Annotated in this window: 17 protein-coding genes and 1 pseudogene; 6 read left to right on the top strand and 12 right to left on the bottom strand. The window is 58.8% G+C overall.

Features of this window, described 5'->3' with window-relative positions:
* Window positions 1–14: 14 nt before the first annotated feature.
* Genes entF through fes form a run of 3 tightly spaced genes read right to left on the bottom strand, consistent with a single transcriptional unit; the run spans window position 15 to window position 5291 of the window.
* Window positions 15–3872, bottom strand: coding sequence for an enterobactin non-ribosomal peptide synthetase EntF (gene entF / locus IB212_RS06030; protein WP_188245971.1), 3858 nt, complete (start codon window positions 3870–3872; stop codon window positions 15–17).
* Window positions 3869–4081: an MbtH family NRPS accessory protein gene (locus IB212_RS06025; RefSeq protein ID WP_047362706.1), complete on the bottom strand. Its 213-nt coding sequence runs from the start codon at window positions 4079–4081 to the stop codon at window positions 3869–3871. The genes entF and IB212_RS06025 overlap by 4 nt, the downstream gene beginning before the upstream one ends.
* Before the next feature lie 10 nt (window positions 4082–4091).
* A complete protein-coding gene (gene fes, locus IB212_RS06020) occupies window positions 4092–5291 on the bottom strand; it encodes an enterochelin esterase (protein ID WP_188245970.1) in 1200 nt (399 codons plus the stop codon).
* Between the two features lie 145 nt (window positions 5292–5436).
* On the opposite strand from fes, the gene IB212_RS06015 reads away from it, so the two are divergent.
* Together IB212_RS06015 and entD are read left to right on the top strand one after the other, a co-directional pair.
* The gene (locus IB212_RS06015) at window positions 5437–7677 is read left to right on the top strand and encodes a TonB-dependent siderophore receptor (RefSeq protein ID WP_060573696.1); all 2241 of its coding nucleotides are present in this window, start codon (window positions 5437–5439) and stop codon (window positions 7675–7677) included.
* A gap of 81 nt (window positions 7678–7758) precedes the next feature.
* Entirely contained in the window at window positions 7759–8451 is a 693-nt protein-coding gene (gene entD, locus IB212_RS06010; protein ID WP_188245969.1) for an enterobactin synthase subunit EntD, read from the top strand.
* Here entD and IB212_RS06005 read toward each other — a convergent pair.
* From IB212_RS06005 to betT, 7 genes are all read right to left on the bottom strand, one after another.
* Window positions 8387–9226, bottom strand: a complete 840-nt coding sequence (locus tag IB212_RS06005) for a metal ABC transporter permease (protein WP_188245968.1) — start codon at window positions 9224–9226, stop codon at window positions 8387–8389. The two genes, entD and IB212_RS06005, sit on opposite strands and share 65 nt — an antisense overlap.
* A complete protein-coding gene (sitC, locus tag IB212_RS06000; protein ID WP_188245967.1) occupies window positions 9223–10071 on the bottom strand; it encodes an iron/manganese ABC transporter permease subunit SitC in 849 nt (282 codons plus the stop codon). The genes IB212_RS06005 and sitC overlap by 4 nt, the downstream gene beginning before the upstream one ends.
* Window positions 10068–10874 carry an iron/manganese ABC transporter ATP-binding protein SitB gene (gene sitB / locus IB212_RS05995; RefSeq protein ID WP_047362701.1) on the bottom strand — a complete coding sequence of 269 codons (807 nt, stop codon included), beginning with the start codon at window positions 10872–10874 and terminating at the stop codon, window positions 10068–10070. Before sitB ends, sitC begins: the two co-directional genes overlap by 4 nt.
* A 2-nt stretch (window positions 10875–10876) precedes the next feature.
* Window positions 10877–11788: a metal ABC transporter substrate-binding protein gene (locus IB212_RS05990; protein WP_041910963.1), complete on the bottom strand. Its 912-nt coding sequence runs from the start codon at window positions 11786–11788 to the stop codon at window positions 10877–10879.
* Between the two features lie 203 nt (window positions 11789–11991).
* Entirely contained in the window at window positions 11992–12276 is a 285-nt protein-coding gene (gene nadS, locus IB212_RS05985; RefSeq protein ID WP_041910964.1) for a NadS family protein, read from the bottom strand.
* A gap of 2 nt (window positions 12277–12278) precedes the next feature.
* Window positions 12279–12665 (bottom strand): type II toxin-antitoxin system RelE/ParE family toxin, encoded by a 387-nt coding sequence (locus tag IB212_RS05980; protein ID WP_041912044.1) that lies wholly within the window; start codon window positions 12663–12665, stop codon window positions 12279–12281.
* A 138-nt stretch (window positions 12666–12803) separates the two neighbouring features.
* Window positions 12804–14837: a choline BCCT transporter BetT gene (gene betT / locus IB212_RS05975; RefSeq protein WP_041910965.1), complete on the bottom strand. Its 2034-nt coding sequence runs from the start codon at window positions 14835–14837 to the stop codon at window positions 12804–12806.
* Between the two features lie 128 nt (window positions 14838–14965).
* Here betT and betI point away from each other — a divergent pair, with 128 nt between their 5' ends.
* Genes betI through betA form a run of 3 tightly spaced genes read left to right on the top strand, consistent with a single transcriptional unit; the run spans window position 14966 to window position 18717 of the window.
* Window positions 14966–15553 carry a transcriptional regulator BetI gene (gene betI, locus IB212_RS05970; RefSeq protein ID WP_041910966.1) on the top strand — a complete coding sequence of 196 codons (588 nt, stop codon included), beginning with the start codon at window positions 14966–14968 and terminating at the stop codon, window positions 15551–15553.
* Between the two features lie 13 nt (window positions 15554–15566).
* Complete coding sequence (betB, locus tag IB212_RS05965; protein WP_041910967.1) at window positions 15567–17039, top strand: betaine-aldehyde dehydrogenase; 1473 nt, start codon at window positions 15567–15569, stop codon at window positions 17037–17039.
* 13 nt (window positions 17040–17052) lie between these two features.
* On the top strand, window positions 17053–18717 hold the full coding sequence (betA, locus tag IB212_RS05960; protein WP_041910968.1) for a choline dehydrogenase: 1665 nt from the start codon (window positions 17053–17055) through the stop codon (window positions 18715–18717).
* A 154-nt stretch (window positions 18718–18871) separates the two neighbouring features.
* On the opposite strand, the pseudogene IB212_RS05955 reads toward betA, so the two are convergent.
* Both IB212_RS05955 and IB212_RS05950 read right to left on the bottom strand, forming a co-directional pair.
* Window positions 18872–19804: pseudogene (locus IB212_RS05955) on the bottom strand (T6SS immunity protein Tli4 family protein); the annotation flags it as partial.
* Window positions 19805–19926: 122 nt separating this feature from the next.
* Window positions 19927–21456 carry a triacylglycerol lipase gene (locus tag IB212_RS05950; RefSeq protein WP_041910969.1) on the bottom strand — a complete coding sequence of 510 codons (1530 nt, stop codon included), beginning with the start codon at window positions 21454–21456 and terminating at the stop codon, window positions 19927–19929.
* A 198-nt stretch (window positions 21457–21654) separates the two neighbouring features.
* Here IB212_RS05950 and IB212_RS05945 point away from each other — a divergent pair, with 198 nt between their 5' ends.
* A complete protein-coding gene (locus tag IB212_RS05945) occupies window positions 21655–22218 on the top strand; it encodes a fasciclin domain-containing protein (RefSeq protein WP_041910970.1) in 564 nt (187 codons plus the stop codon).
* Window positions 22219–22261 lie beyond the last annotated feature (43 nt).

Raw genomic sequence — 22261 nt, 5'->3', positions numbered from 1 at the left:
ACCGGGCATTTGCACTATCCTAAAATTTCCTTCAGTACCGGCCCAATCTTTTCAAACGCCTGCGGTGAAATGATATCCACGTGGGCGCAGTCCTGGCTGTAGACCTCCAGCTCGCCCACCCACGGCGCCCAGGCCGTATGCGGATCCATCGTTCGCGTGCGTTCGGCAACAAACAGCGTCGCTTTACCGTCAAACCGCGCGCTATGTGCCGTGGTGAGCAGCCGCACCGCGTCCGCATAGTTGCCTTCAATGGCGTTAAATAACTCGCTGGAGCCCTGCCCCTGCTGGGCGGCGATAAACGCCTGACGCTCGCGCTCGATCTCCGCCAGCACTTCCGGGTCAAGGCCGTTTGCCTCTTTCTCCGCCCAGTTTTGCGTTTCCGGCGGCCAGGTATCCAGCAGGCCGAGGAAGGCCACCTCTTCACCCTGCTCGCGCAGGCGGGCCGCAATACCCTGCGCCAGCGTGCCGCCGAGCGAATAGCCGAACAGGTAATACGGCCCGTGCGGCTGCTGCTTACGCAGCGTTTTAAGGTGATGTTCGATCACCCCATCGAGATCCGCGCACTGCTGCATCGGGCCGTTTGGCCGCGGCGACTGAATGCCGATGATGGACCAGCGCGGGCTGAGGTAGCGCGCCAGGACGCTGAACTGCCAGGCAAAGCCGGACGCCGGATGGAAGCAGAACAGCGTCGGGCCGTTGCTTTCACGCAGCGGCAAAAGGGTTTCATACCCCAGACGCTGCGCCTGTTCGTCGCTCATCTGCGAGTCCAGCAGCGCGCTGAGCTTGCCGACCGTCGAGGCGACCATAATCTGCCCCGGCGTGACCTTGCGGCTGAACGCACGGCCGAGCTGAGCCGCGAGGCGCATCGCCAGCAGTGAATGGCCGCCGAGGGCAAAGAAGTCGGCGTCGATATCGTTCACTTCGCAGCCCAGCAGCGCAGAAAACGCCTGCGCCACGGCGGCTTCGGTTTGCGTCTCGGGTGCGCGACCGGAGGTTTTGCTGGTCAGCTCCGGCAGTGGCAGCGCCTTGCGATCCAGCTTGCCGTTCGCGCTTAACGGCAGCGCGCTGATTTGCAGCAGCACTACCGGCACCATATGCGGCGGCAGCTGGGCTTTGAGTGATGCAAGCAGCGCATCGCGATCCAGCGGTAAGCCGGATTCGGAAACCACATACCCCACCAGCTGGCGAGCATCACCGCCCGTTGCCGCCGCCTGGTTGAATACGCAGGCATGTGCCACGGCCTGGGCTACGTCCGGCAGCGACAGCATCGCCCGGTCGATCTCGCCCAGCTCGATGCGCTGGCCACGAATTTTCAGCTGATCGTCGCTGCGGCCCAGATATTCCACCGCCCCGTTGTCCAGCCAGCGGGCGACGTCTCCGGTGCGATACATCCGCTCGCCTGGGGCAAACGGATCGGCAATAAAGCGGCTGGCGGTGAGGTCGGGACGTCCCAGATACCCCTGTGCCAGCTGAATGCCGGTGAGATACAGATCGCCCGCCACACCGAACGGCACCGGGCGCATCATCGCGTCCAGAATGCGCAGCCCCGTATTCCACACCGGGAAGCCGATCGGCACGCTGTTGCCCTCCACCGCCGCCAGCTCCGGGCCGTACGCCGGATACCAGCTCACGTCCACCGCCGCTTCGGTTGGGCCGTAGAGGTTGTGCAGCGGTACATGAGTGAGCTGCTCCCACTCGCGGCACAGTGCCGTTGGCAGCGCCTCGCCGCTACAGAACACCTGCTTCAGCGTCCTGCAACAGTCGACGTTTTCCGGCGTCAGCGAGGCAACAAATGCCGCCAACATCGAGGGCACGAAGTGGGTGGTGGTTACGCCATATTCTGCGAAGAAGCTCTGCATCGCCTGCGGATCGCGGTGCGCGTCCGGCTCGGCCATCACCAGCTTTGCCCCGGCGATAAACGGCCACCAGAACTCCCACACCGACACGTCAAAGCTGCACGGCGTTTTCTGCGCCACGACGTCATGCGCCGCCAGTGGATAATGATCCTGCATCCACTTCAGGCGGTTAACGATGGCGGTATGGCCTACCATCACCCCTTTCGGGCGTCCCGTTGAACCCGAGGTAAAGATGATGTACGCGGTCTGCTCCGGCTTCGCCAGACGCAGAGGTTCAGCGCCAGTGGTTGGCAATAGCATGTTGTAACTAATTGAAGGTATCGGCAGATCGTTAAAGCGCGGAAGCTGCGCGTCGGTGGTAATGAGGAGCGACGGTTTCGCGTCCTCCAGCATCATCCGCAGACGATCGTCCGGGTAGCCGGTGTCCAGCGGCAGCCAGGCGGCGCCGGCTTCAACAATCCCGTGCAGCGCCAGGGTCAGGAACACTGAGCGCGGAAGCGCCACCGCCACGCTGTCGCCCGGCTTCACGCCGCGCGCGCGCAGCAGGGTTGCCAGCGCGACCACCTGCTCGCGCATCTGGCGGTAGTTCAGCTCAATATGGGCATCCGCCAGCGCGGGGGCGTCCGGCGTTTTGCTCGCCTGCTCCGCCACCAGATCCGCCAGCGTGGTGGAGGGCAGCGCCAGGCCGGTATCGTTGATGCGCGCCAGCCGGGCGTATTCCTGCTCGGATACGGTTTCCACGTCGCCACAGCGCAGGTCCGGGTTCGCGGCAAACTGCGCCAGCATCGCGTTCAGGCGCGAAACGTGGCGCTTCAGCGTCGCGTCGTCGTAACGCTGCCTGTTGGCGAGGATCTCAATGCTTAATCCGCCCTGCTCGTCCGGGAACAGCGCCAGCTCGAGATCGTTCACCGGGCCGGTCGCCAGCGTGTGGGTGATGGCCTCCACGCCGTCGATATCCAGCTGATAATCAAACACCTTCACGTTCAGCACCGGCCCAAACAAGGGTTCGTCCCCTGCGGCCCGCCCGCTGTCGCGCACGATCTGCTCGGCGTCGTAGCGCTGATGGCGTCGCATCTTTTTCAGCTGGTTCGCCAGGCGCAGCGCCAACTCCGGCAGGCTCTCAAGCGGATTAATATTCACCGCCAGCGGCAGGACGTTAAGCACCGGGCCGGTTGCGGTCAGCGCGGCGGACCCCATGCGGCGCATAAAGATAAACCCGGCGGCGTAGTCCAGCCGTCCGGTGAGGCGGCCCAGCCACAGCGCCACCAGCGCAAGCGCCAGATCGGTGCGCTGTGCCTGCCCGGCTGCCTGCGCCAGCTGGCTAAAGGCGCGAGCCTCCATTGCAATTTTCAGGCGCAGGATGTCGGTAGTGGCGGCGCGTCCCGGCAGCGGCGCGGAGGAGAGCGAGACCGGAGGAGGAAGCTGTTTGCGCTCCTCCTCCCAGAAGGCACCGTCGCGCTGATACGCCTCGCTGTCGCGATAGCGCTGATACTCGTCAACGACATCAGCGAATGGGGTAAACGGTGAGGCTGGGGTGGGTTCCCCTTTCTTCCAGGCAGCGTAAATTGCGGCGATCTGGCGGGTAATCGCCGGGAAACTGAAGCCATCCACCACCAGATGGTGATAGCGCTGATACCAGTACCAGCGGTTGTCACCGACCTGAATCAGCTGATGGAAAGCGAGCGGCTGACCGCTGTCCACGCGCAGATCCTGGCTGAGATCGGCCTCCATCAGCGCCACGGCAGCGTCGTGAGAATCAACGCGAACGATGGACGGCTCCGGCAGGATCAGGGTCTCATCGACCCACTGCCAGACCTCGCCGTTATCTTCAGCGAAACGCGTGCGCAGGGTATCGGCCTGCATCATGCCCTCAGCGATGGCTTTAGCCAACAACGGCGCGTCGATATTCCCTTTCAGCTCGGTGTAATGGGCCACGCTCCAGGCGTTTGGCAGCGAGGAAAGCTGCTCTGCCATCCAGATACCCGGTTGGGCGGCGACGAGAGGAAGACGGTTCATGCGCGCTCCCCCGTAAAAGAGGACGGCTCAAGCGTCTGCCAGCGTTGCGCCAGCCACTGCTGGCACGCCTCCTGAGAGTGCGGCTCGCAGACCACGCGCCAGCCCGCAGGCAATTCGCACTGCTGCGGCCACAGGCTGTACTGCCCCTGGTCATTTTGCAAAATGGCGAACTGTCCCTGCGGATTATCGAAAGGATTGCTGAATTCCATACAGACTCCGTTAGTGAATGAGCGGCTGCCAGAGGGTCATCAGCCCCTGCGTCAGCCCACCGCGCCAGCAAAGCGCATCGTGTCCGCCGTCAACCTGACGCCAGATAACCGGTTGCTGAGTGTGTAGTTCGGCGAGGATCGCCTGGTTTGCGCGCAAGATAAGCGGCTCGTTGCGCCCGGCTTCAAGAAGGATGCGTAGCCCGCGAGGGGATATTTCGCCGGTTTTAAGTTGTTCGATTAACAGCCCGTCCTGCTGCCCGCCGCGGTGCGGCCACCAGTAGGAGCCGGACTGGCTGAGCACGCAGCCAAAACGCTGCGGCCAGTGCAGTGCGGCATAAAGGGAAGAGAGACCGCCAAAGCTTTGCCCTGCGACCACCGTACGATCGGCACGGTCGCTGAACGGCGCGCGTTGTTGGACAAGGGGGAGAAGTTCTTCCTGCACCGCCAGCCAGAAGCCGGGATTGCACGGCAGCTCGCGATTGCGATGCTCCATATCGATAACATCGATTAAGACGTAGACCGCAGGCGGCAGGTTGCGCCCGGCGGTGAGCGACGCCAGCGCAGGCCAGACGGGCATGCTTTCGGCCCAGAACTGCCCGTCAAGCAGCACCGCCAGCGGGCGCTCGGGGCTTTCATCCCCGGTAGTAAAAATCCACACGCGGCGACGGTTCTTCATGCGCGCGCTGTCCCACGTAATGCAGACGGGCTTTTTGTAAGGCGTATCAGGATGGTTCCAGCCCGGCTGTACGGGCGCCTCCGGCATTTCCAGCGCCGAGATGGCGTGCCCGCGCCCGCCGCGCCAGCTCTGCGCATTCAGCGGGTCTGAAACCGCGTGCGGCAGCAGCTTGCGCCAGCCTTCGCGCAGCGCCATGCGGTCCGGCTGCTCGCCTTCAAATACTGCATCGGCAAAATCGTTTTCGTTATCGGAGGGGATAAAACAGTAGCTGCCGCGCCATTCGGGGCTGAACTCCCCCTGCCACTGCCAGACGTCGGTATCGGGAATGCGTTCAAGCGATTGCGGGCGGGCATTCTGATGGTGGTCGGTCACGCCGGTAACGTAGAGCCAGACGCGTTTAACCGTTGAGGTCTGCTGGGTTCCTGCCGAGTCCCGCCACCAGAATGTGACGCGATAGTTTTCCTCATGACGTTGCCATTCCGGCCCGTTTTTCGACTGCCACCACGCTTCACTTCCGGTTGTTAACGCCGTCACCCTTATAACCCCATGTTTAACAATATTTTTTGTTTCAGAGCAAATTTTATTGATAATATTATTGATAACTATTTGCATTTGCAATAGCGTATTGCCCGCGCTGTGGGAAGCGCGTTCATAAATAACCATAAAAGCGGGACGTACAATGAATAAGAAGATTCACTCTCTGGCCTTGCTGGTCAATTTAGGGATTTATGGCGTCGCGCTGCCCGCCATGGCAGACGACAACGCCGCCTCTGCGCAGCACGAAGACACCATGGTGATCACCGCCGCCGAGCAGAATTTGCAGGCGCCAGGCGTGTCGACCATCACCGCCGATGAGATCCGCAAAAACCCGCCCGCGCGGGACGTGGCGGAAATCATCCGCACCATGCCGGGCGTTAACCTGACCGGGAACTCCACCAGCGGCCAGCGCGGGAACAACCGTCAGATCGACATTCGCGGCATGGGCCCGGAAAACACCCTGATCCTGATCGACGGCAAACCCGTCACCAGCCGCAACTCCATCCGCCTGGGCTGGCGCGGCGAGCGTGACACCCGCGGCGATACCGGCTGGGTACCGCCGGAGATGATCGAGCGCATCGAGGTCATTCGAGGCCCGGCCGCCGCACGCTACGGTAACGGCGCGGCGGGCGGCGTGGTGAACATCATCACCAAAAAATTCGACGACCAGTGGCACGGTTCCTGGAACACCTACCTGAATGCGCCTGAACACAAGGATGAAGGTTCCACCAAACGCACCAACTTCAGCCTGAGCGGCCCGCTGGGCGGCGACTTCAGCTTCCGCATGTTTGGTAACCTGGATAAGACTCAGGCCGACGCGTGGGACATCAACCAGGGCCACCAGTCTGAGCGTACCGGAGCCTACGCCAACACCCTGCCCGCGGGCCGCGAGGGTGTAGAGAACAAAGACATCAACGGCGTGGTGCGCTGGGACTTCGCGCCGATGCAGTCGCTGGAGTTTGAAGCGGGCTACAGCCGCCAGAACAACCTCTATGCGGGTGACACGCAAAACACCAACAACGACAACGCGCTGGTGAAGAAGAACTACGGTAAAGAGACTAACCGTATCTATCGTCAGAACTTCGCCGTGACCTGGAACGGCGGCTGGGATAACGGCATTACCACCAGCAACTGGGCGCAGTACGAGCACACCCGCAACTCGCGTCTGGGCGAAGGCCTGGCGGGCGGTCTGGAAGGCCTGTTCAACAGCAATAAATTCACCGATACCGACCTGGCCGACGTGATGCTGCACAGCGAAATCAACCTGCCGATTGATTTCATTGTGAACCAGAACCTGACGCTCGGCACCGAGTGGAACCAGCAGCGGATGAAGGATTCGACCTCCTTCTCGCAAACCCAACAGGGTGGCACCATCCCGGGCATGAGCGAAGACCGTAGCCCGTACACGTCAGCGGAGATCTTCTCCCTGTTCGCTGAGAACAACATGGAGCTGACCGACAGCACCATGCTGACCCCTGCCCTGCGCTTCGACCACCACACCATCGTGGGCAATAACTGGAGCCCGTCCCTGAACCTGTCGCAGGGTCTGGGGGATGACTTCACCCTGAAGATGGGCATCGCGCGTGCCTACAAAGCGCCAAGCCTGTACCAGACTAACCCGAACTACCTGTTGTACAGTAAAGGCCAGGGCTGCTACGCCAGTTCCGACGGCGTGGGCTGCTACATGATGGGTAATGACGATCTGAAAGCGGAAACCAGCATCAACAAAGAGATTGGCCTCGAGTGGAAACGCGACGGCTGGCTGGCGGGCGTGACCTGGTTCCGCAACGACTACCGCAACAAGATTGAGGCGGGCTACGCGCCGATTGGCCAGACCTCCACCGGTAAAGTCACCACCGATATCTACCAGTGGGAAAACGTGCCGAAGGCGGTGGTGGAAGGTCTGGAAGGCTCCCTGAACGTGCCGGTCAGCGACACGATCAACTGGACCAACAACATCACCTATATGCTGCAGAGCAAGAACAAGGAGACCGGCGACCGTCTGTCGATCATCCCGGAGTACACGCTGAACTCAACCCTGAGCTGGCAGGTGCACCAGGATGTGTCATTGCAGTCGACCTTCACCTGGTACGGCAAGCAGCAGCCGAAGAAGTACAACTACAAAGGCCAGCCGGTGACCGGGTCTGAAAAAGACGAGGTCAGCCCGTACAGCATCGTTGGCCTGAGCGCCACCTGGGACGTGACGAAAAACGTCAGCCTGACCGGCGGCGTGGACAACGTCTTCGACAAGCGCCAGTGGCGCGCGGGTAATGCCCAGACCACGGGGAACGCGACAACCGGCGCGTATATGTACGGTGCGGGTGCGTATACGTATAATGAACCGGGTCGCACCTGGTACATGAGCGTAAACACAAGATTCTGATACAGGCAGTGAATTCCCCCTCTCCCTGTGGGAGAGGGTTGGGGTGAGGGCATCAGTCCGCACAATTCAGAGGGAAAAACCATGCACACCACCCACAGCACATTTTCTCTCGCCGGCCTCACCCTCCACCGCATCACCTTCGCCCCCGCCACCTTCACCGACGCCGATCTCCTCTGGCTCCCCCATCACGCCCAGCTTGTTGACGCCGGACGTAAACGCAAGGCTGACCATCTGGCAGGACGCATCGCCGCCGCGCACGCCTTACCTGACCACACCGTTCCCGCCATCGGCCCCAGCGGGGAACCGCTCTGGCCGGACGGAATTTCCGGCAGCATCACCCACAGCGGTACCCATGCCATGGCGGTAGTGGTTCGCGATCGACACGCGCTTATCGGCATCGACTGCGAAACTATCCTGCCCGAAAATGAAGCCAGAGAAATTAAGGACGGCATTATTGATGCCCAGGAAGAGCGCGTGCTTTCCCACTCGGGTTACCCGTTCGCCCTCGCCCTGACGCTGGTTTTCAGCGCCAAAGAGAGCCTGTTTAAGGCCCTCTTTCCGAAGGTGCAGGCTTACATGGGGTTTGACAGCGCGCGCGTCACCCTGCTCGACGATAAGACGCTTACGCTGGCGTTGACCCGTCAACTGTCAGGCTTTAACGAAGGCACCGCCTTCGCCCTGCACTGGCAGCAGCACGGCGAGCAGGCGATCACCCTGCTGTCACACGTTCCTGCCGACGCGCCTTCACGCTGGTCATCAAAAACGTCACGATAAACACCACCGCGAACAGGACCACTATGGTCGGCGCGGGCGCGCTGTCGAGATAAAACGAGGCATACACGCCGCTGACCGACACCAGCACTGATACCGCCACTGCCACGAGCAGCGCCATGTGGAAGCGTCGGGCGATCAGCACCGCCACCGCGCCGGGGGCAATCAGCAGCGAAATCGACAGAATAATCCCCACCGCCTTCAGCGTCGCCACGATGGTCAGCGACACCATGCACAGTAAGCCATAGTGCAGCCAGCGGGCGCGCAGGCCGCTCGCCTGCGCCTGCTGATAGTCAAAGCAGAACAGCAGGAAATCGCGCCATTTCAGGCCAATCACCAGCGCAATCAGCCCCGCGACGAGACCGCTTTGCAGAATGTCCATCCCGTTAATGCCCAGCATATCGCCGAACAGAATGTGGTCGAGATGCACCTCAGGTTTGACGGCGATATAGAGGATCAGCCCCGCGCCGAACATCCCGGAAAAGACGATCCCCATCACCGTATCCTGCTTGATCCGGCTGTTGTCCTTGAGGTAGCCGGTGGCGACCGCGCAAAACAGACCGGCAACGAATGCGCCCACCGCCAGCGGCAGGCCCATCACCCACGCCAGCACCACGCCGGGAAACACCGCGTGGCTCATGGCGTCGCCCATCAGTGCCCAGCCTTTGAGCACCAGAAAAACCGACAGCAGCGCGCAGGGCACGGCTACCAGAAGTGAAATCAGCAGCGCGTTGTTCATGAACGCAAACTGAAAGGGTTCAAGGAGCAGCGCCATCATGGGTGTGCCTCCTTCGCGCGACGACGGCTGGCGAGCAGCCCGTACTTCGGCGCAAAGACGAACGCCAGCAGGAACAGCAGCGTCTGGGCGACAACAATAATGCCGCCGGTGGCGCCGTCCAGATAATAGCTGGCCCACGCGCCGAGGAAGCTGGTGAGGCTGCCAATGGCGACGGCAATCATCAGCAGACGCGGGAAGCGGTCGGTGAGCAGCCACGCGGTTGCGCCGGGCGTAACCACCAGGCAAATCACCAGAAACGCGCCGACGGTTTGCAGCGCCGCCACGGTGGAGACCGCCAGCAGCGTGAAGAACAGTACCTTCAGGCGCTCAGGGCGCAGGCCGATGGCGCGGGCGTGGTTCTCATCAAAAAAGGTCACCATCAGATCTTTCCATTTGAACAGCAGGATAACCATCGACACCACGCCGATAATCGCCAGCTGGACGATATCCTCCGGGGCGATAGCCAGAATATTGCCGAGCACGATGGTCTGAATATTCACCGAGGTTGGGTTGAGCGAGACCATAAACAGCCCCAGCCCGAAAAAGGAGGAGAAGATCAGCCCGATGATGGCGTCCTCCTTCAGGCGGCTGCGCTGGTTGAGAAACAGCATACTACCCGCCGCCAGCCCGCCCGATAAAAACGCCCCCAGCGAGAACGGCAGCCCGAGCATGTAAGCCCCCGCCACGCCCGGCACGATGGAGTGCGAGAGCGCATCGCCGATCAGCGACCAGCCTTTGAGCATCAGGTAGCAGGAGAGAAACGCGCAGAGCCCACCCACCATCGCCGAGACCCACATCGCGTTAAGCATGTACTCATAGCTGAAGGGTTCGAGAAGCGCGTTCATTTGGCCTCCTGCCGGTGCGTCACGAAGGGCCGCTCGTCGTCGGTGATAATGCGCTCTTCAGAACCGCTGAGCACCACGTGGCGCAGCACGCCGCTGAAGGCGCGCTCGAGATTCTCAGCGGTGAAAGTGGTTTCCGTCGGACCGCTCGCCAGCACGGTGCCTTTGACCATCACCGTGTAATCGCAAAACTCCGTGACCGAGCCCAAATTGTGGGTCGAGACCAGCATGGTTTTGCCCTCGTCGCGCAACTCGCGCAGCAGGCTGATGATTCTGGCTTCGGTTTTAACGTCCACGCCGGTAAACGGCTCGTCGAGCAGGATCACCTCGCCCTGCTGGGCAATCGCCCGCGCCAGGAAGACGCGCTTCTTTTGCCCGCCGGACAGCTCGCCAATCTGCCGATGGCGCAGCTCGAGCATATCCACGCGCTTCAGGGCGTCGGTCACGATCTGCCGATCCTGCGCTTTAGGCCGCCGCAGAAATCCCATATGCCCGTAGCGGCCCATCATCACCACGTCCTCGACCAGCACCGGAAACGACCAGTCGACCTCTTCCGACTGCGGCACGTAGGCGACCAGGTTCTGGCGCAGCGCCCGGTGAGGCGGCAGCCCATGGAGGGTGATAGTGCCGCTCGCCGCCCGCACAAAGCCCATCACCGCCTTAAACAGCGTGGACTTGCCGGAGCCGTTCACCCCCACCAGCGCAGCAATCGATCCGCCGGGCACGCTGAACGACGCATTGCGCAGCGCCGTGTGGCCGTTGCGGTAGGTCACGGTCACGTCCGTGACGACAATCCCCTTTTGCATGGTCACTCCTTCATGCCGTCGCGAATGCCCTGCACCAGCGTGCGGGTGGTGACGTTCAGCAGGTCGATATAGGTCGGCACCGGGCCGTTTTCCGCGCTCAGGGAGTCAACGTACAGCACGCCGCCGTAGTGGGCGCCGGTTTCGCGCGCCACCTGACGCGCCGGCTTATCGGAGACCGTGCTTTCGCTGAATACCGCCGGGATGCGATGTTTCTTCACCAGATCGATCACCTTGCGCACCTGCTGCGGCGTCCCCTGCCGATCGGCGTTGATCGGCCACAGGTAAAGTTCCTTCATGCCCAGATCCCGCGCAAGATAGGAGAAGGCGCCCTCGCTGGTCACCATCCAGCGTTTGTCTTCCGGGATGGCCGCCACCTGCTTGCGCAGCGGTTCGAGGGTCGCGACGATCTTCTGCTTGTAGGCGTCAGCGTTGCGTTGGTAGACCTGCGCGTTGGCCGGGTCGTACTTCACCAGCGCGTCGCGGATGTTATCAACGTAAATCAGCGCGTTGTCCGGCGACATCCACGCGTGCGGGTTAGGCTTGCCGTCGTACGGCCCCTCGCTGATGCCCATCGGGGTGATGCCCTGGGTGACAATCACCTCCGGCACGCCGTTCAGGTGCTGATAAAAACGCAGGAACCACAGCTCCAGGTTCATGCCGTTCGCAAGGATCAGCTGCGCCTTTTGCGCGCGCTTGATATCGCCCGGCGTTGGCTGGTACTCGTGGATTTCAGCGCCCGGTTTGGTGATGGAGGTGACTTCTGCGGCATCCCCCGCCACGTTTTTCGCCATATCCGCGATGACGGTAAAGGTGGTGATGACCTGGAACTTTTCAGCCGCCAGCGCGCCCGTGCTGGTCGTAGCCGTGAGCAGCGCGCCGAGCAACAGACGCTTTAATCCTTGCAGTGGGTGCATCGCAGAAGTCTCCTGAGGTGGTGAAATTCAAAGCAAAATTAGCCCGTGCTATAAGGTATAGCACAGGCTATATTTAAATGAAAATGGTTATCATTAAAGTTATGTCAATGAAGGGTGGGCCTGACGGCGCTTCGCTTATCAGGCCTACGGAAAAGCAGTTTTGAAGGCCGGGTAAGCGCAGCGCCACCCGGCATAAGGGCGACTCACAGCCCGGCAAGTGCCTTGTAAAATGCAGGATTCTCCCGAATCACATTTAGTACCTTCGCCGCCAGCCCGGTTGGATTGCGGCGTTTGGACTCCCAGCTCTTTATCGTATCGACGCTCGTGCCAAGCGCCTTCGCCATTTCGCTTTGCGTGATATTGAGCTGCTCTCTGATGGCACGCACATCAGCAACTTCATAGCGGGTTACTCGGGAAGCGGCTTTTCTTCCGTTATGGATCTCAACGGCCTCTTCAAGCGAAGATTTTAATTCATTAAAAATACTCATTATTAGCCTCCACCTGCCTGATTAGGGTACATAGTACACCTCTCATTTACGGCACTGGAAGCAGTATTTTTCAGAATGGAAGTCAGCTTTTTAAGTTCTGCTTTCTCTGCCTCTGTCAGGCTGTCCTTTATGCATTTTGGATAGGCCATAATGAAATAGATCACCTCCTCCGTGGCCAGAAAGTAAATCACTCTGATACCCCCTCTCTTTCCCTTTGAGGCTGCCGCCATCCTTATTTTACGTAAACCACCCGTCTGCTGGATCAGGTCACCTTTATCAGGCCACGCAATAAGTTCCTTTTGCAGATCCTTTAATTCATCATCCGTAGCAATGCTTTTAATCTGTCGGGTAAAGAGTGATGTTTCGATAAACTCTATCGCATGACTCATCCATAGTTCCTTCCCTAAACGCAGCAAAAGCCCGAATGCTTCAACACCAGGCTCATGCTGCATGGTTACTCTTCCTTGAGTAATGCTGCGCCAAATAACTGTATTTATATACAGCTTAAAGGTATTTTAAGAATCCGTTTAGACATCCGGGAACATCACGCTATTCCCCGGCGCTTCCCTGTGCAGATGGATAAAGTTCAGGTGCCGTTCATACTGGTCCAGAATATCCGTAATCACCTGCTCCTTGCTGTAATCCATCAGGTCATTCCCCTGGCTACCTTCCAGCAGGAACGTCTCCAGCCGGTAGTAGGTTGATTTCCCGCTGCGCGCCCGGTAGGTAAAGCCAGGTACCGAATACTGCTGCGGCCAGATCTGGTAAACAAAGTTCTGCTCGTCGCCCATGTGCACCAGCAGATCCAGATGTCCCAGATTTTCGCCCTCTTCCGGCGGCAGGTTTTTCAGCTCCACGTAGGCGCCGCGCAGCCTCAGCTCCTGCGCCACCTCTTCCATCGCCGGGTAGCAGATCGTCTCCATCATCTGTTTAGTGTAGCGCGTGCCCGGGTAGTTCATCAGGCGCGACAGGCGTTTCTTCCAGCTCAGCCTGTCCTGAGCGCCCATTGGCCGCGGCGCGGTGTCGCGGCTGGCGCTGACGCGGCGGTAGTCTTCCACTTTGAGCGATTTATACAGCCCGGCCATCACGAAGAAGATCACAAAGCTGAACGGCAGGCCCATGATCACCGTGGTGTTCTGCAGCGCCGAAATGCCGTTGGTCATCAGCATGCCGAGCGTCAGCAGGCCGATGGCGACGGACCAGAAGATGCGCAGCCAGTTCGGCGCGTCGCTGTTGATGTCTTTCAGCTTCGAGGTGAAGTTCCCCAGCACCAGCGCGCCGGAATCCGCCGAGGTGACGTAGAACAGCAGGCCGGTAATAGTCGCTACCGAGGCGCTAAAGGTAAACGCCGGGTACTGCGCCAGCAGGCTGTAGAAGCCGCGCTCCGGATGCGCCATCGCTTCCTGCGCGAAGGTCGCATTGCCGTGGATGATCTCATGCAGCGCGCTGTTGCCGAAAATCGACAGCCACAGCAGGGTAAAGGTAAACGGGATGATCAGGGTGCCCATCACAAACTGACGAATGGTGCGGCCACGTGAAATACGCGCCAGGAACAGGCCGACAAACGGCGACCACGCCACCCACCACGCCCAGAAGAACAGCGTCCAGTTGTTCATCCACTCTGTCGGACGGTCAAAGGCGAAGCTGTTCAGCGTCATGCCCATAAAGCGATTCACGTAATCACCCACGTTCAGCACTAAGGCATTGAGCAGGAACGAGGTGTCGCCCATAAACAGCACGAACAGGATCAGCCCCAGCGCCAGCGCGACGTTAAGCTCGGAGAGCACGCGGATGCCTTTATCGACGCCCGACGTCACCGAAATGGTGGCGATAATGACGGAGAGCGCAATCAGCGCCGCTTTCGCCGCCATTGAATCCGGAATATCAAACAGCACGCTCAGCCCGTAGTTGAGCTGCACCACGCCAATCCCGAGCGTTGTCGCGATACCAAAGATGGTGCCGATTACCGCCGCAATGTCGACGCTGTGGCCAATCGGTCCGTTAATTTTTTTACCGAAAATCGGATACAGCGCGGAGCGAATGGTGAGGGGCAAATTATAACGATAGCTAAAGTATCCGAGCGCCATGCCCATCAGGGCGTACATTGACCAGCCCGTCAGCCCGTAGTGGAACAGCGTCCAGACCATCGCCTGGCGCGCGGCCTCCATCGTCTGCCCTGTCCCTTCCGGCGGCTGCATATACTGCGTGACCGGTTCCGCCACGGAGAAGAACATCAGGTCGATGCCGATGCCCGCGGCAAACAACATCGCGGCCCAGCTCAGCAGGCTGAACTCGGGCTTCGACTGCTCGGGACCGAGCTTCACGGAGCCGAAGCGCGAGCAGGCAATGCAGACCACGAAGACGATATAGAGTGTCGCCGCCAGCAGGTAGTACCAGCCGAAGGTCTTCGATACCCAGTTCAGGGTGCGGCCAATCCACTCGGCAGAAAAATCACGAAAGAAGATGGTCGTCAGGGAAAACAACAAAATCAGCCCGGCGGACGTATAAAAAACGACCGGGTTGATTTTGTCTTTTTCTCTGTCCTGTGAAAGGTCTGTCATCCAGTATCCCCACTGTTTTTGTAACTATTAAAATCCAAATCCGCAACAATTAAGACACATTTTATATTGAACGTCCAATCAAAAACCGCTTTAATGTATAACCAACGCTGATGAATGGAGTGGCAACAATGCCCAAAGTGGGGATGCAGCCGATCCGGCGCAGGCAGCTAATCGACGCCACGCTGGAAGCAATAAATGAAGTGGGAATGCATGACGCGACCATCGCGCAGATCGCCCGTCGGGCGGGTGTGTCCACGGGGATCATCAGCCACTATTTCAAAGACAAAAACGGTCTGCTGGAAGCGACCATGCGCGACATCACCGGCCAGCTGCGCGATGCGGTATTAAGCCGCCTGCACGCCCTGCCGGACGGCAGCGCAGAGCAGCGTTTGCAGGCGATTGTCGGCGGCAACTTTGATGAAACGCAAATCAGCAGCGCGGCGATGAAGGCCTGGCTGGCCTTCTGGGCGAGCAGCATGCACCAGCCGATGCTCTACCGTTTACAGCAGGTGAGCAGCCGCCGCCTGCTGTCGAACCTGGTGTACGAGTTCCGCCGTGTGTTGCCGCGCGAACAGGCGCAGGAGGCGGGCTACGGGCTCGCCGCGCTGATTGACGGGCTGTGGCTACGCGCTGCGCTGAGCGGCAAACCGCTGGATAAAACCCTGGCCCAGTCGCTCACCAGCCACTTTATCAGCCAGCATTTACCGACCGACTAACCGAGGAGAATTTATGTCCCGAATGGCAGAACAGCAGCTTTATATCAATGGTGGTTATACATCGGCCACCAGCGGTCGCACCTTCGAGACCATCAACCCGGCCAACGGTGAAGTCCTGGCGAGCGTGCAGGCCGCCGGGCGCGAAGACGTCAATCGCGCCGTGGAAAGCGCAACGCGCGGGCAAAAAATCTGGGCGGCGATGACCGCCATGGAGCGCTCGCGCATCCTGCGTCGTGCCGTCGACATCCTGCGCGAGCGCAACGACGAGCTCGCGAAGCTTGAAACCCTCGACACCGGTAAAGCGTATTCCGAAACCTCAACCGTCGACATCGTCACCGGCGCGGACGTGCTGGAGTACTACGCGGGGCTGATCCCGGCGCTGGAAGGCAGCCAGATCCCGCTGCGCGATACCTCGTTCGTCTACACCCGCCGCGAGCCGCTGGGGGTTGTGGCGGGTATCGGCGCGTGGAACTACCCGATCCAGATAGCCCTGTGGAAATCGGCCCCGGCGCTGGCGGCGGGCAACGCGATGATCTTCAAGCCGAGCGAAGTCACGCCGCTTACCGCCCTGAAGCTTGCGGAGATCTACACCGAAGCGGGCGTTCCGGACGGCGTGTTTAACGTCCTGCCGGGCGTAGGCGCGGAGACCGGCCAGTACCTGACCGAGCACCCGGGCATCGCGAAAGTCTCCTTTACCGGCGGCGTCGCCAGCGGCAAAAAAGTGATGGCCAACTCGGCGGCCTCGTCCCTGAAAGAGGTGACGATGGAGCTGGGCGGCAAATCGCCGCTGATTGTGTTTGACGATGCGGATCTCGATCTCGCGGCGGACATCGCGATGATGGCGAACTTCTTCAGCTCCGGCCAGGTGTGCACCAACGGCACCCGCGTGTTCGTACCCGCGAAATTTAAAACCGCGTTTGAGCAGAAAATCGTCGAGCGCGTGGGCCGCATCCGCGCGGGCGATCTGTTCGATGAACGCACCAACTTTGGCCCGATGGTCAGCTTCCCGCACCGCGACAGCGTGATGCGCTACATCGCCAAAGGCAAAGAAGAAGGCGCGCGGGTGCTGTGCGGCGGCGACGTGCTGAAGGGCGACGGGTTTGATAACGGCGCGTGGGTGGCCCCGACCGTGTTCACCGACTGCACCGACGAGATGACCATCGTGCGCGAAGAGATCTTCGGCCCGGTGATGTCCATCCTCACCTATGAAAGCGATGAAGAAGCCATTCGCCGCGCCAACGACACCGACTACGGTCTGGCGGCGGGCATCGTCACCGCCGATCTGAACCGCGCCCACGGCGCCATTCATCAGCTTGAAGCGGGCATCTGCTGGATCAACACCTGGGGTGAATCCGCTGCGGAGATGCCGGTTGGCGGCTACAAGCACTCCGGCATTGGCCGCGAGAACGGCGTGATGACGCTGCAGAGCTACACCCAGGTGAAGTCCATCCAGGTTGAGATGGGTAAATTCCAGTCCATATTTTAACCGGGAGGTTTATTTGCAATTTGACTACATCATTATCGGGGCCGGCTCTGCCGGCAACGTACTGGCTACACGACTGACTGAAGATCCGAACACCACCGTCCTGCTGCTTGAGGCGGGCGGGCCGGACTACCGTTTTGATTTCCGCACCCAGATGCCTGCCGCGCTGGCCTTCCCGCTCCAGGGCAAGCGCTACAACTGGGCGTATGAAACCGAGCCAGAGCCCTTCATGAACAACCGCCGCATGGAGTGCGGACGCGGCAAAGGGCTGGGCGGCTCGTCGCTGATCAACGGCATGTGCTACGTGCGCGGCAACGCGATGGATCTGGACAACTGGGCGAAAGAACCGGGTCTGGAGCACTGGAGCTACCTCAACTGCCTGCCCTACTACCGCAAGGCAGAGACCCGCGACGTGGGGCCGAACGACTACCACGGCGGCGACGGTCCGGTGAGCGTCACCACCTCTAAGCCGGGCGTGAACCCGCTGTTTGAGGCAATGGTGGAGGCGGGCGTGCAGGCGGGCTATCCGCGCACCGACGATCTCAACGGCTACCAGCAGGAAGGCTTCGGCCCGATGGACCGCACGGTTACGCCGCAGGGCCGACGCGCCAGCACCGCGCGCGGCTATCTGGACCAGGCAAAACCGCGTCCTAACCTGACCATCCGCACCCACGCCATGACCGATCGCATTATTTTTGACGGCAAGCGCGCGGCGGGCGTTGAGTGGTTGGAAGGCGAAAGCACCATTCCGTCAAAAGCGACGGCGAATAAAGAAGTCCTCCTGTGCGCAGGCGCCATTGCGTCACCGCAGATCCTCCAGCGTTCCGGCGTAGGCAACGCTGAGCTGCTGAAGCAGTTCGATATCCCGCTGGTGCATGATTTACCCGGCGTGGGCGAAAACCTGCAGGATCACCTGGAGATGTACCTCCAGTACGAATGCAAAGAGCCGGTTTCCCTCTACCCTGCCCTGCAGTGGTGGAACCAGCCGAAGATTGGCGCGGAGTGGCTGTTTGGCGGCACCGGCGTGGGTGCGAGCAACCACTTCGAAGCGGGCGGATTTATCCGCAGCCGCGAGGAGTTCGAGTGGCCGAACATTCAGTACCACTTCCTGCCGGTAGCGATTAACTACAACGGCTCAAACGCGGTGAAGGAACACGGCTTCCAGTGCCACGTCGGCTCCATGCGCTCCCCGAGCCGTGGACACGTGCGCATTCAGTCGCGCGATCCGCACCAGCATCCGGCGATCCTGTTCAACTATATGTCTCACGAGCAGGACTGGCAGGAGTTCCGCGACGCGATCCGCATCACCCGCGAGATCATGCACCAGCCGGCGCTGGACAAATACCGCGGTCGTGAAATCAGCCCGGGCGTCGAATGCCAGACCGACGAACAGCTGGACGAGTTCGTGCGTAACCACGCCGAAACCGCGTTCCATCCGTGCGGCACCTGCAAAATGGGCTATGACGAGATGGCGGTGGTTGACGGTGAAGGCCGCGTTCACGGGCTGGAAGGATTACGCGTGGTGGATGCGTCGATCATGCCGCAGATTATTACCGGCAACCTGAACGCCACCACGATTATGATCGGTGAGAAAATTGCTGATGCGATTCGCGGGCGCGAGCCGCTGGCGAAGAGCACGGCGGCGTATTATGTGGCGAACGGGGCACCGGTCAGGCGCTGAGTTGCCTGACTACTTTCAACAATGGTTAGGAACTCAGTTTCATAGATTAAATTCCCCGGACGTCGCCACCGGGGATTTGTACCAATCAAAACGCATTGTCCCTGAGATGAAAAGAACGGGTAATGCGATCCCAAATCGCCACAAGCTCAGCGTCGCTATAGGCTGATGGGGGAGCAGTGTCGCTGCCTTCGGGTGGGATTTCGTTGCTTAACGTCAGATCAAGACTGGGATGCATGAAGTCTGCATTTGTCTCATTCGCTACGGCGGTAAACATGAGTTGTGCTGAGGGATTATCGGATAAGCTTGTCGGCGGGGCCGTAATCAGCCATTCACTGGCCGTGAAATCGGCAATCTGCGTTTCCCCCCTACGCAGCGTGCGTCCATTAATGCTGTTGATATAAGACTGAATTTCCCCGGTTCGCTCCAGCATGGTTGTGCTTTCTTTCAGAGCATTATTGCTCCAGACGATAAAAGAAAATGCCGAACTGTGCGGATAAATAAAGGTGATGTCTTCCTTTGGTTTTCCGTTCCCGTCACGGATAAACCCTTCTGAAATACAGGTGCCCGGGTGTGTCGGGATTTCATCATCTTTTCGCCCGCTCAGACGGGACATTAAGTCCTGTAGCTCTGCTAGTTTCTGAGGTTTGTTATTAATATGGCCAGGACTAACACCAGCATTGATAAAATCCTCCTTATCTTGTTGATATTTAGGATCTGATAAATCGATAATATCCTGACTGAGGATAAACGCTACCCCATCTATATACAGGTGCCCTTCCAGAGTGCGGCCATATCCTCCTTCACTCCCATTTCTATTCCGGTCAAATATCACCGCATTCTCATTGATCCGGTACACCTGCTTTAAGAAAGGCTGATCCACTGTCCTCACTGTATGCCCGTTCAGCAACTCCTGCTCTCGTAGCCGGATACGTTGTTCAAATGCCGGGCGATAAAGTCGCTTGCTGCTGATGCTGATCTCATTGATTTTGGCATCTTCGGTCCGGGTGTTTTCAAAAGAGGTTGGAACCTCAAACACATAGCGCCCCACGCACTGGGCTTTTGTGGAGGCAAACAGGGTATCAACCATACGTTTTTCCTTAGCAGTCAATTCTGGTGGCGTATGAACAAACGTCACAAAGTTGTGAATATAGAATCCTGCCGCCAGCAACAGCATCGCCAGCGGAATAAGCAGGGGAAACGGGAATTTTTTCATGGTGCCGGCACCTGCTGCACGATTTTTACCACCGAGCGGACTGTGAACATCAGGGCGTCGGACAGATCGCTGTAAACTGAACGGGAGCGATCTACAGGATCAACGGCATAGGCCCCTTCATGGTCAACATTGGTCGCCAGCACCCCAAGAATTCTGGGGGACCTGGTCCGGATCGCCTTTACTGGCACCGTGCCATCGCCGGGCGTTCCTGCGGAAATCAACTCAAAGGTTGTTCCTGCATCATACCGATATGTCGGTGACGATGGCTCTGGATAGCCCATCACCGGTACAGGCCGCAGAACAGGCCGTTCTTTCCACGTCAGAAAAGCATCAGACTTATTGTCTGCACTCGCGCCATAAAACAGCCAGGTCTGCGGGTGGTATTTTCCATTCAGTTTTTCAATGAATTCTTTAACTGGATTCTTTATCCGGTAAACAAAATCTTGCCACTCACTATTCGTATCCCCCAGCAGCAAATCCTTCTCACACAGCCGCCACCAGTCAGTTTTGTTCAGGTATATTTCCGTGTATGGATCGCTTTTTGGCAGAGATTGTTGCGTACCACCGCTCTCGATTTTCAGCCAGCCAGGACCGTAAGCCTTGCCCGGCAGCAACTGTAACGGACCGGGAGACTGGGCCAGGACAGGCACCAATTTCTCGGCACTGTCCCCGATAATTATCCCGGTAATTCCCCGTTCGCCGGTTTTCATACGTCGATAAGCCGCTGGCGAGCCAAGGTCCGGCATCACCCCGTGGACAATCCCCAGAATATTGCCCTGACCGTTCATGTTTTCTGAATAATGCCGGGCAACCAGGCCTCCCATCGAATGGGTAACCAGAATGACTTTATCCACCGCGAGACGACCGTGATATAACCCCAGAACCTTGCTGATATATTGGCCAAGCAACGCCGCCGAATCAGCATTCGACTGTAGCCAGTTATAGCCAAAAACGTGAAGCGGGTATAAAAAGTGGTGGCCGTGCGCAGTTTCTTCTTCCGTCAGCACTTGCTCTGCAGGTTCGTCACCGATCCTTACACCGGTAAAACGCTGCCGCGCCGTTTGTAATTGCGCTTCACGGAAATAATTATTTAACAGGATATCGTCGTCACTGAGTAGGTACTGCAACCGGTCAAGCGCCTCGCCGTAGCTCATATAAAACGCACTTCCCCACCCCCGTGCACGGCGGGACGGGAATTTTTTGCCATCTGCCCCTTCATTGAAGATATTCCCGCTGTCATCAACGGATGTGGTTTTTGGGTCCAGAAGCTGTTTTCTTTTCTCCGGGCCTGCTAACGGCCATTTTTTAAGCGATTCGACGCTGAACTGCCAGACTTTGTTGTCTTTATTTTTTAAATTTGACCCCATGACTCCAGGAATAAAAATAACCGGAATGATTTTATGCGGCGGCATAAGGCAAACCGCCACGTAATTATTTTCTTTTGGCTGGGAGATCAATTCATAATGAAACCGTCCATTGTCGTCCCAGATGGGCCGATGATAAGCACGATTTTCAGAGTCATCCATGAGTTTAAGTTCCTGATATTGGAGATCCAGAAGGGCATTAGCGCATAAAACCCGCGAACAGAACTTAACCAAAATCAACTTTCAAATTCACTTCCCCCCCTTCCAAAAATATTTTCATCCTCCTGCATCCAGTTTCCACCCGCCCCTCGTATATCAGTCTGTGAGCAACCCCTTTGCTCCCCAATCCGAGGAAAGATGATGAAAAAGCTAACCCGTGTTGCATTCGTATCCAGCGCGATACTCTTCTGTGCAGGCGCATCAGCAGCCATGACGTCAGACACCGTGATGGTGGGCGGAGCGGCGATGTTCCCGAGCAAAAATATTGTTGAAAACGCCGTGAACTCGAAAGATCACACTACGCTGGTGGCCGCCGTCAAAGCGGCCGGGCTGGTGGATACGCTCCAGAGCAAAGGGCCATTCACCGTGTTTGCCCCAACCAATGCGGCGTTTGCGAAATTGCCTGCCGACACGGTCGAGAACCTGGTCAAACCCGAAAACAAAGCCACGCTCACCAGCATCCTGACCTATCACGTGGTCGCCGGTAATTACGATATGAAAGCGTTGGAGCAGAAAATTAAACAGGGCGGCGGCCACGCGGAGCTGAAGACCGTTAACGGTCAGCCGCTGTGGATCATGAGCAACGGCCCGCACAATATTCAGCTTAAGGACGGTAAAGGCAATGTGGCGAACATTAGCACCTATGATGTTCATCAAAAAAACGGTGTGATCGATGTGATTGATACCGTCCTGATGCCTAAGTAGTTGTCTATACTTCGGAAGTGTGACGTTGCCTTCCGGGAAAAAC

Source organism: Enterobacter sp. E12, assembly GCF_014596715.2.
In the GTDB taxonomy this organism is placed as follows: domain Bacteria; phylum Pseudomonadota; class Gammaproteobacteria; order Enterobacterales; family Enterobacteriaceae; genus Enterobacter; species Enterobacter bugandensis.
Note: the sequence above shows the minus strand (reverse complement) of the source record. Positions and strands in the feature narration are given on the sequence as shown.

Excerpts from the sequence above, each read along its gene's own strand:
- IB212_RS06015 (WP_060573696.1), top strand. The coding sequence starts at position 5,437 with ATGAATAAGAAGATTCACTCTCTGGCCTTGCTGGTCAATTTAGGGATT.
- IB212_RS05980 (WP_041912044.1), bottom strand. The coding sequence starts at position 12,665 with ATGAGTCATGCGATAGAGTTTATCGAAACATCACTCTTTACCCGACAG.
- entD (WP_188245969.1), top strand. The coding sequence starts at position 7,759 with ATGCACACCACCCACAGCACATTTTCTCTCGCCGGCCTCACCCTCCAC.
- nadS (WP_041910964.1), bottom strand. The coding sequence starts at position 12,276 with ATGAGTATTTTTAATGAATTAAAATCTTCGCTTGAAGAGGCCGTTGAG.
- sitC (WP_188245967.1), bottom strand. The coding sequence starts at position 10,071 with ATGAACGCGCTTCTCGAACCCTTCAGCTATGAGTACATGCTTAACGCG.
- entF (WP_188245971.1), bottom strand. The coding sequence starts at position 3,872 with ATGAACCGTCTTCCTCTCGTCGCCGCCCAACCGGGTATCTGGATGGCA.
- IB212_RS05950 (WP_041910969.1), bottom strand. The coding sequence starts at position 21,456 with ATGGATGACTCTGAAAATCGTGCTTATCATCGGCCCATCTGGGACGAC.
- betB (WP_041910967.1), top strand. The coding sequence starts at position 15,567 with ATGTCCCGAATGGCAGAACAGCAGCTTTATATCAATGGTGGTTATACA.
- betT (WP_041910965.1), bottom strand. The coding sequence starts at position 14,837 with ATGACAGACCTTTCACAGGACAGAGAAAAAGACAAAATCAACCCGGTC.
- IB212_RS05990 (WP_041910963.1), bottom strand. The coding sequence starts at position 11,788 with ATGCACCCACTGCAAGGATTAAAGCGTCTGTTGCTCGGCGCGCTGCTC.
- betI (WP_041910966.1), top strand. The coding sequence starts at position 14,966 with ATGCCCAAAGTGGGGATGCAGCCGATCCGGCGCAGGCAGCTAATCGAC.
- IB212_RS06025 (WP_047362706.1), bottom strand. The coding sequence starts at position 4,081 with ATGGAATTCAGCAATCCTTTCGATAATCCGCAGGGACAGTTCGCCATT.
- IB212_RS05945 (WP_041910970.1), top strand. The coding sequence starts at position 21,655 with ATGAAAAAGCTAACCCGTGTTGCATTCGTATCCAGCGCGATACTCTTC.
- sitB (WP_047362701.1), bottom strand. The coding sequence starts at position 10,874 with ATGCAAAAGGGGATTGTCGTCACGGACGTGACCGTGACCTACCGCAAC.
- IB212_RS06005 (WP_188245968.1), bottom strand. The coding sequence starts at position 9,226 with ATGATGGCGCTGCTCCTTGAACCCTTTCAGTTTGCGTTCATGAACAAC.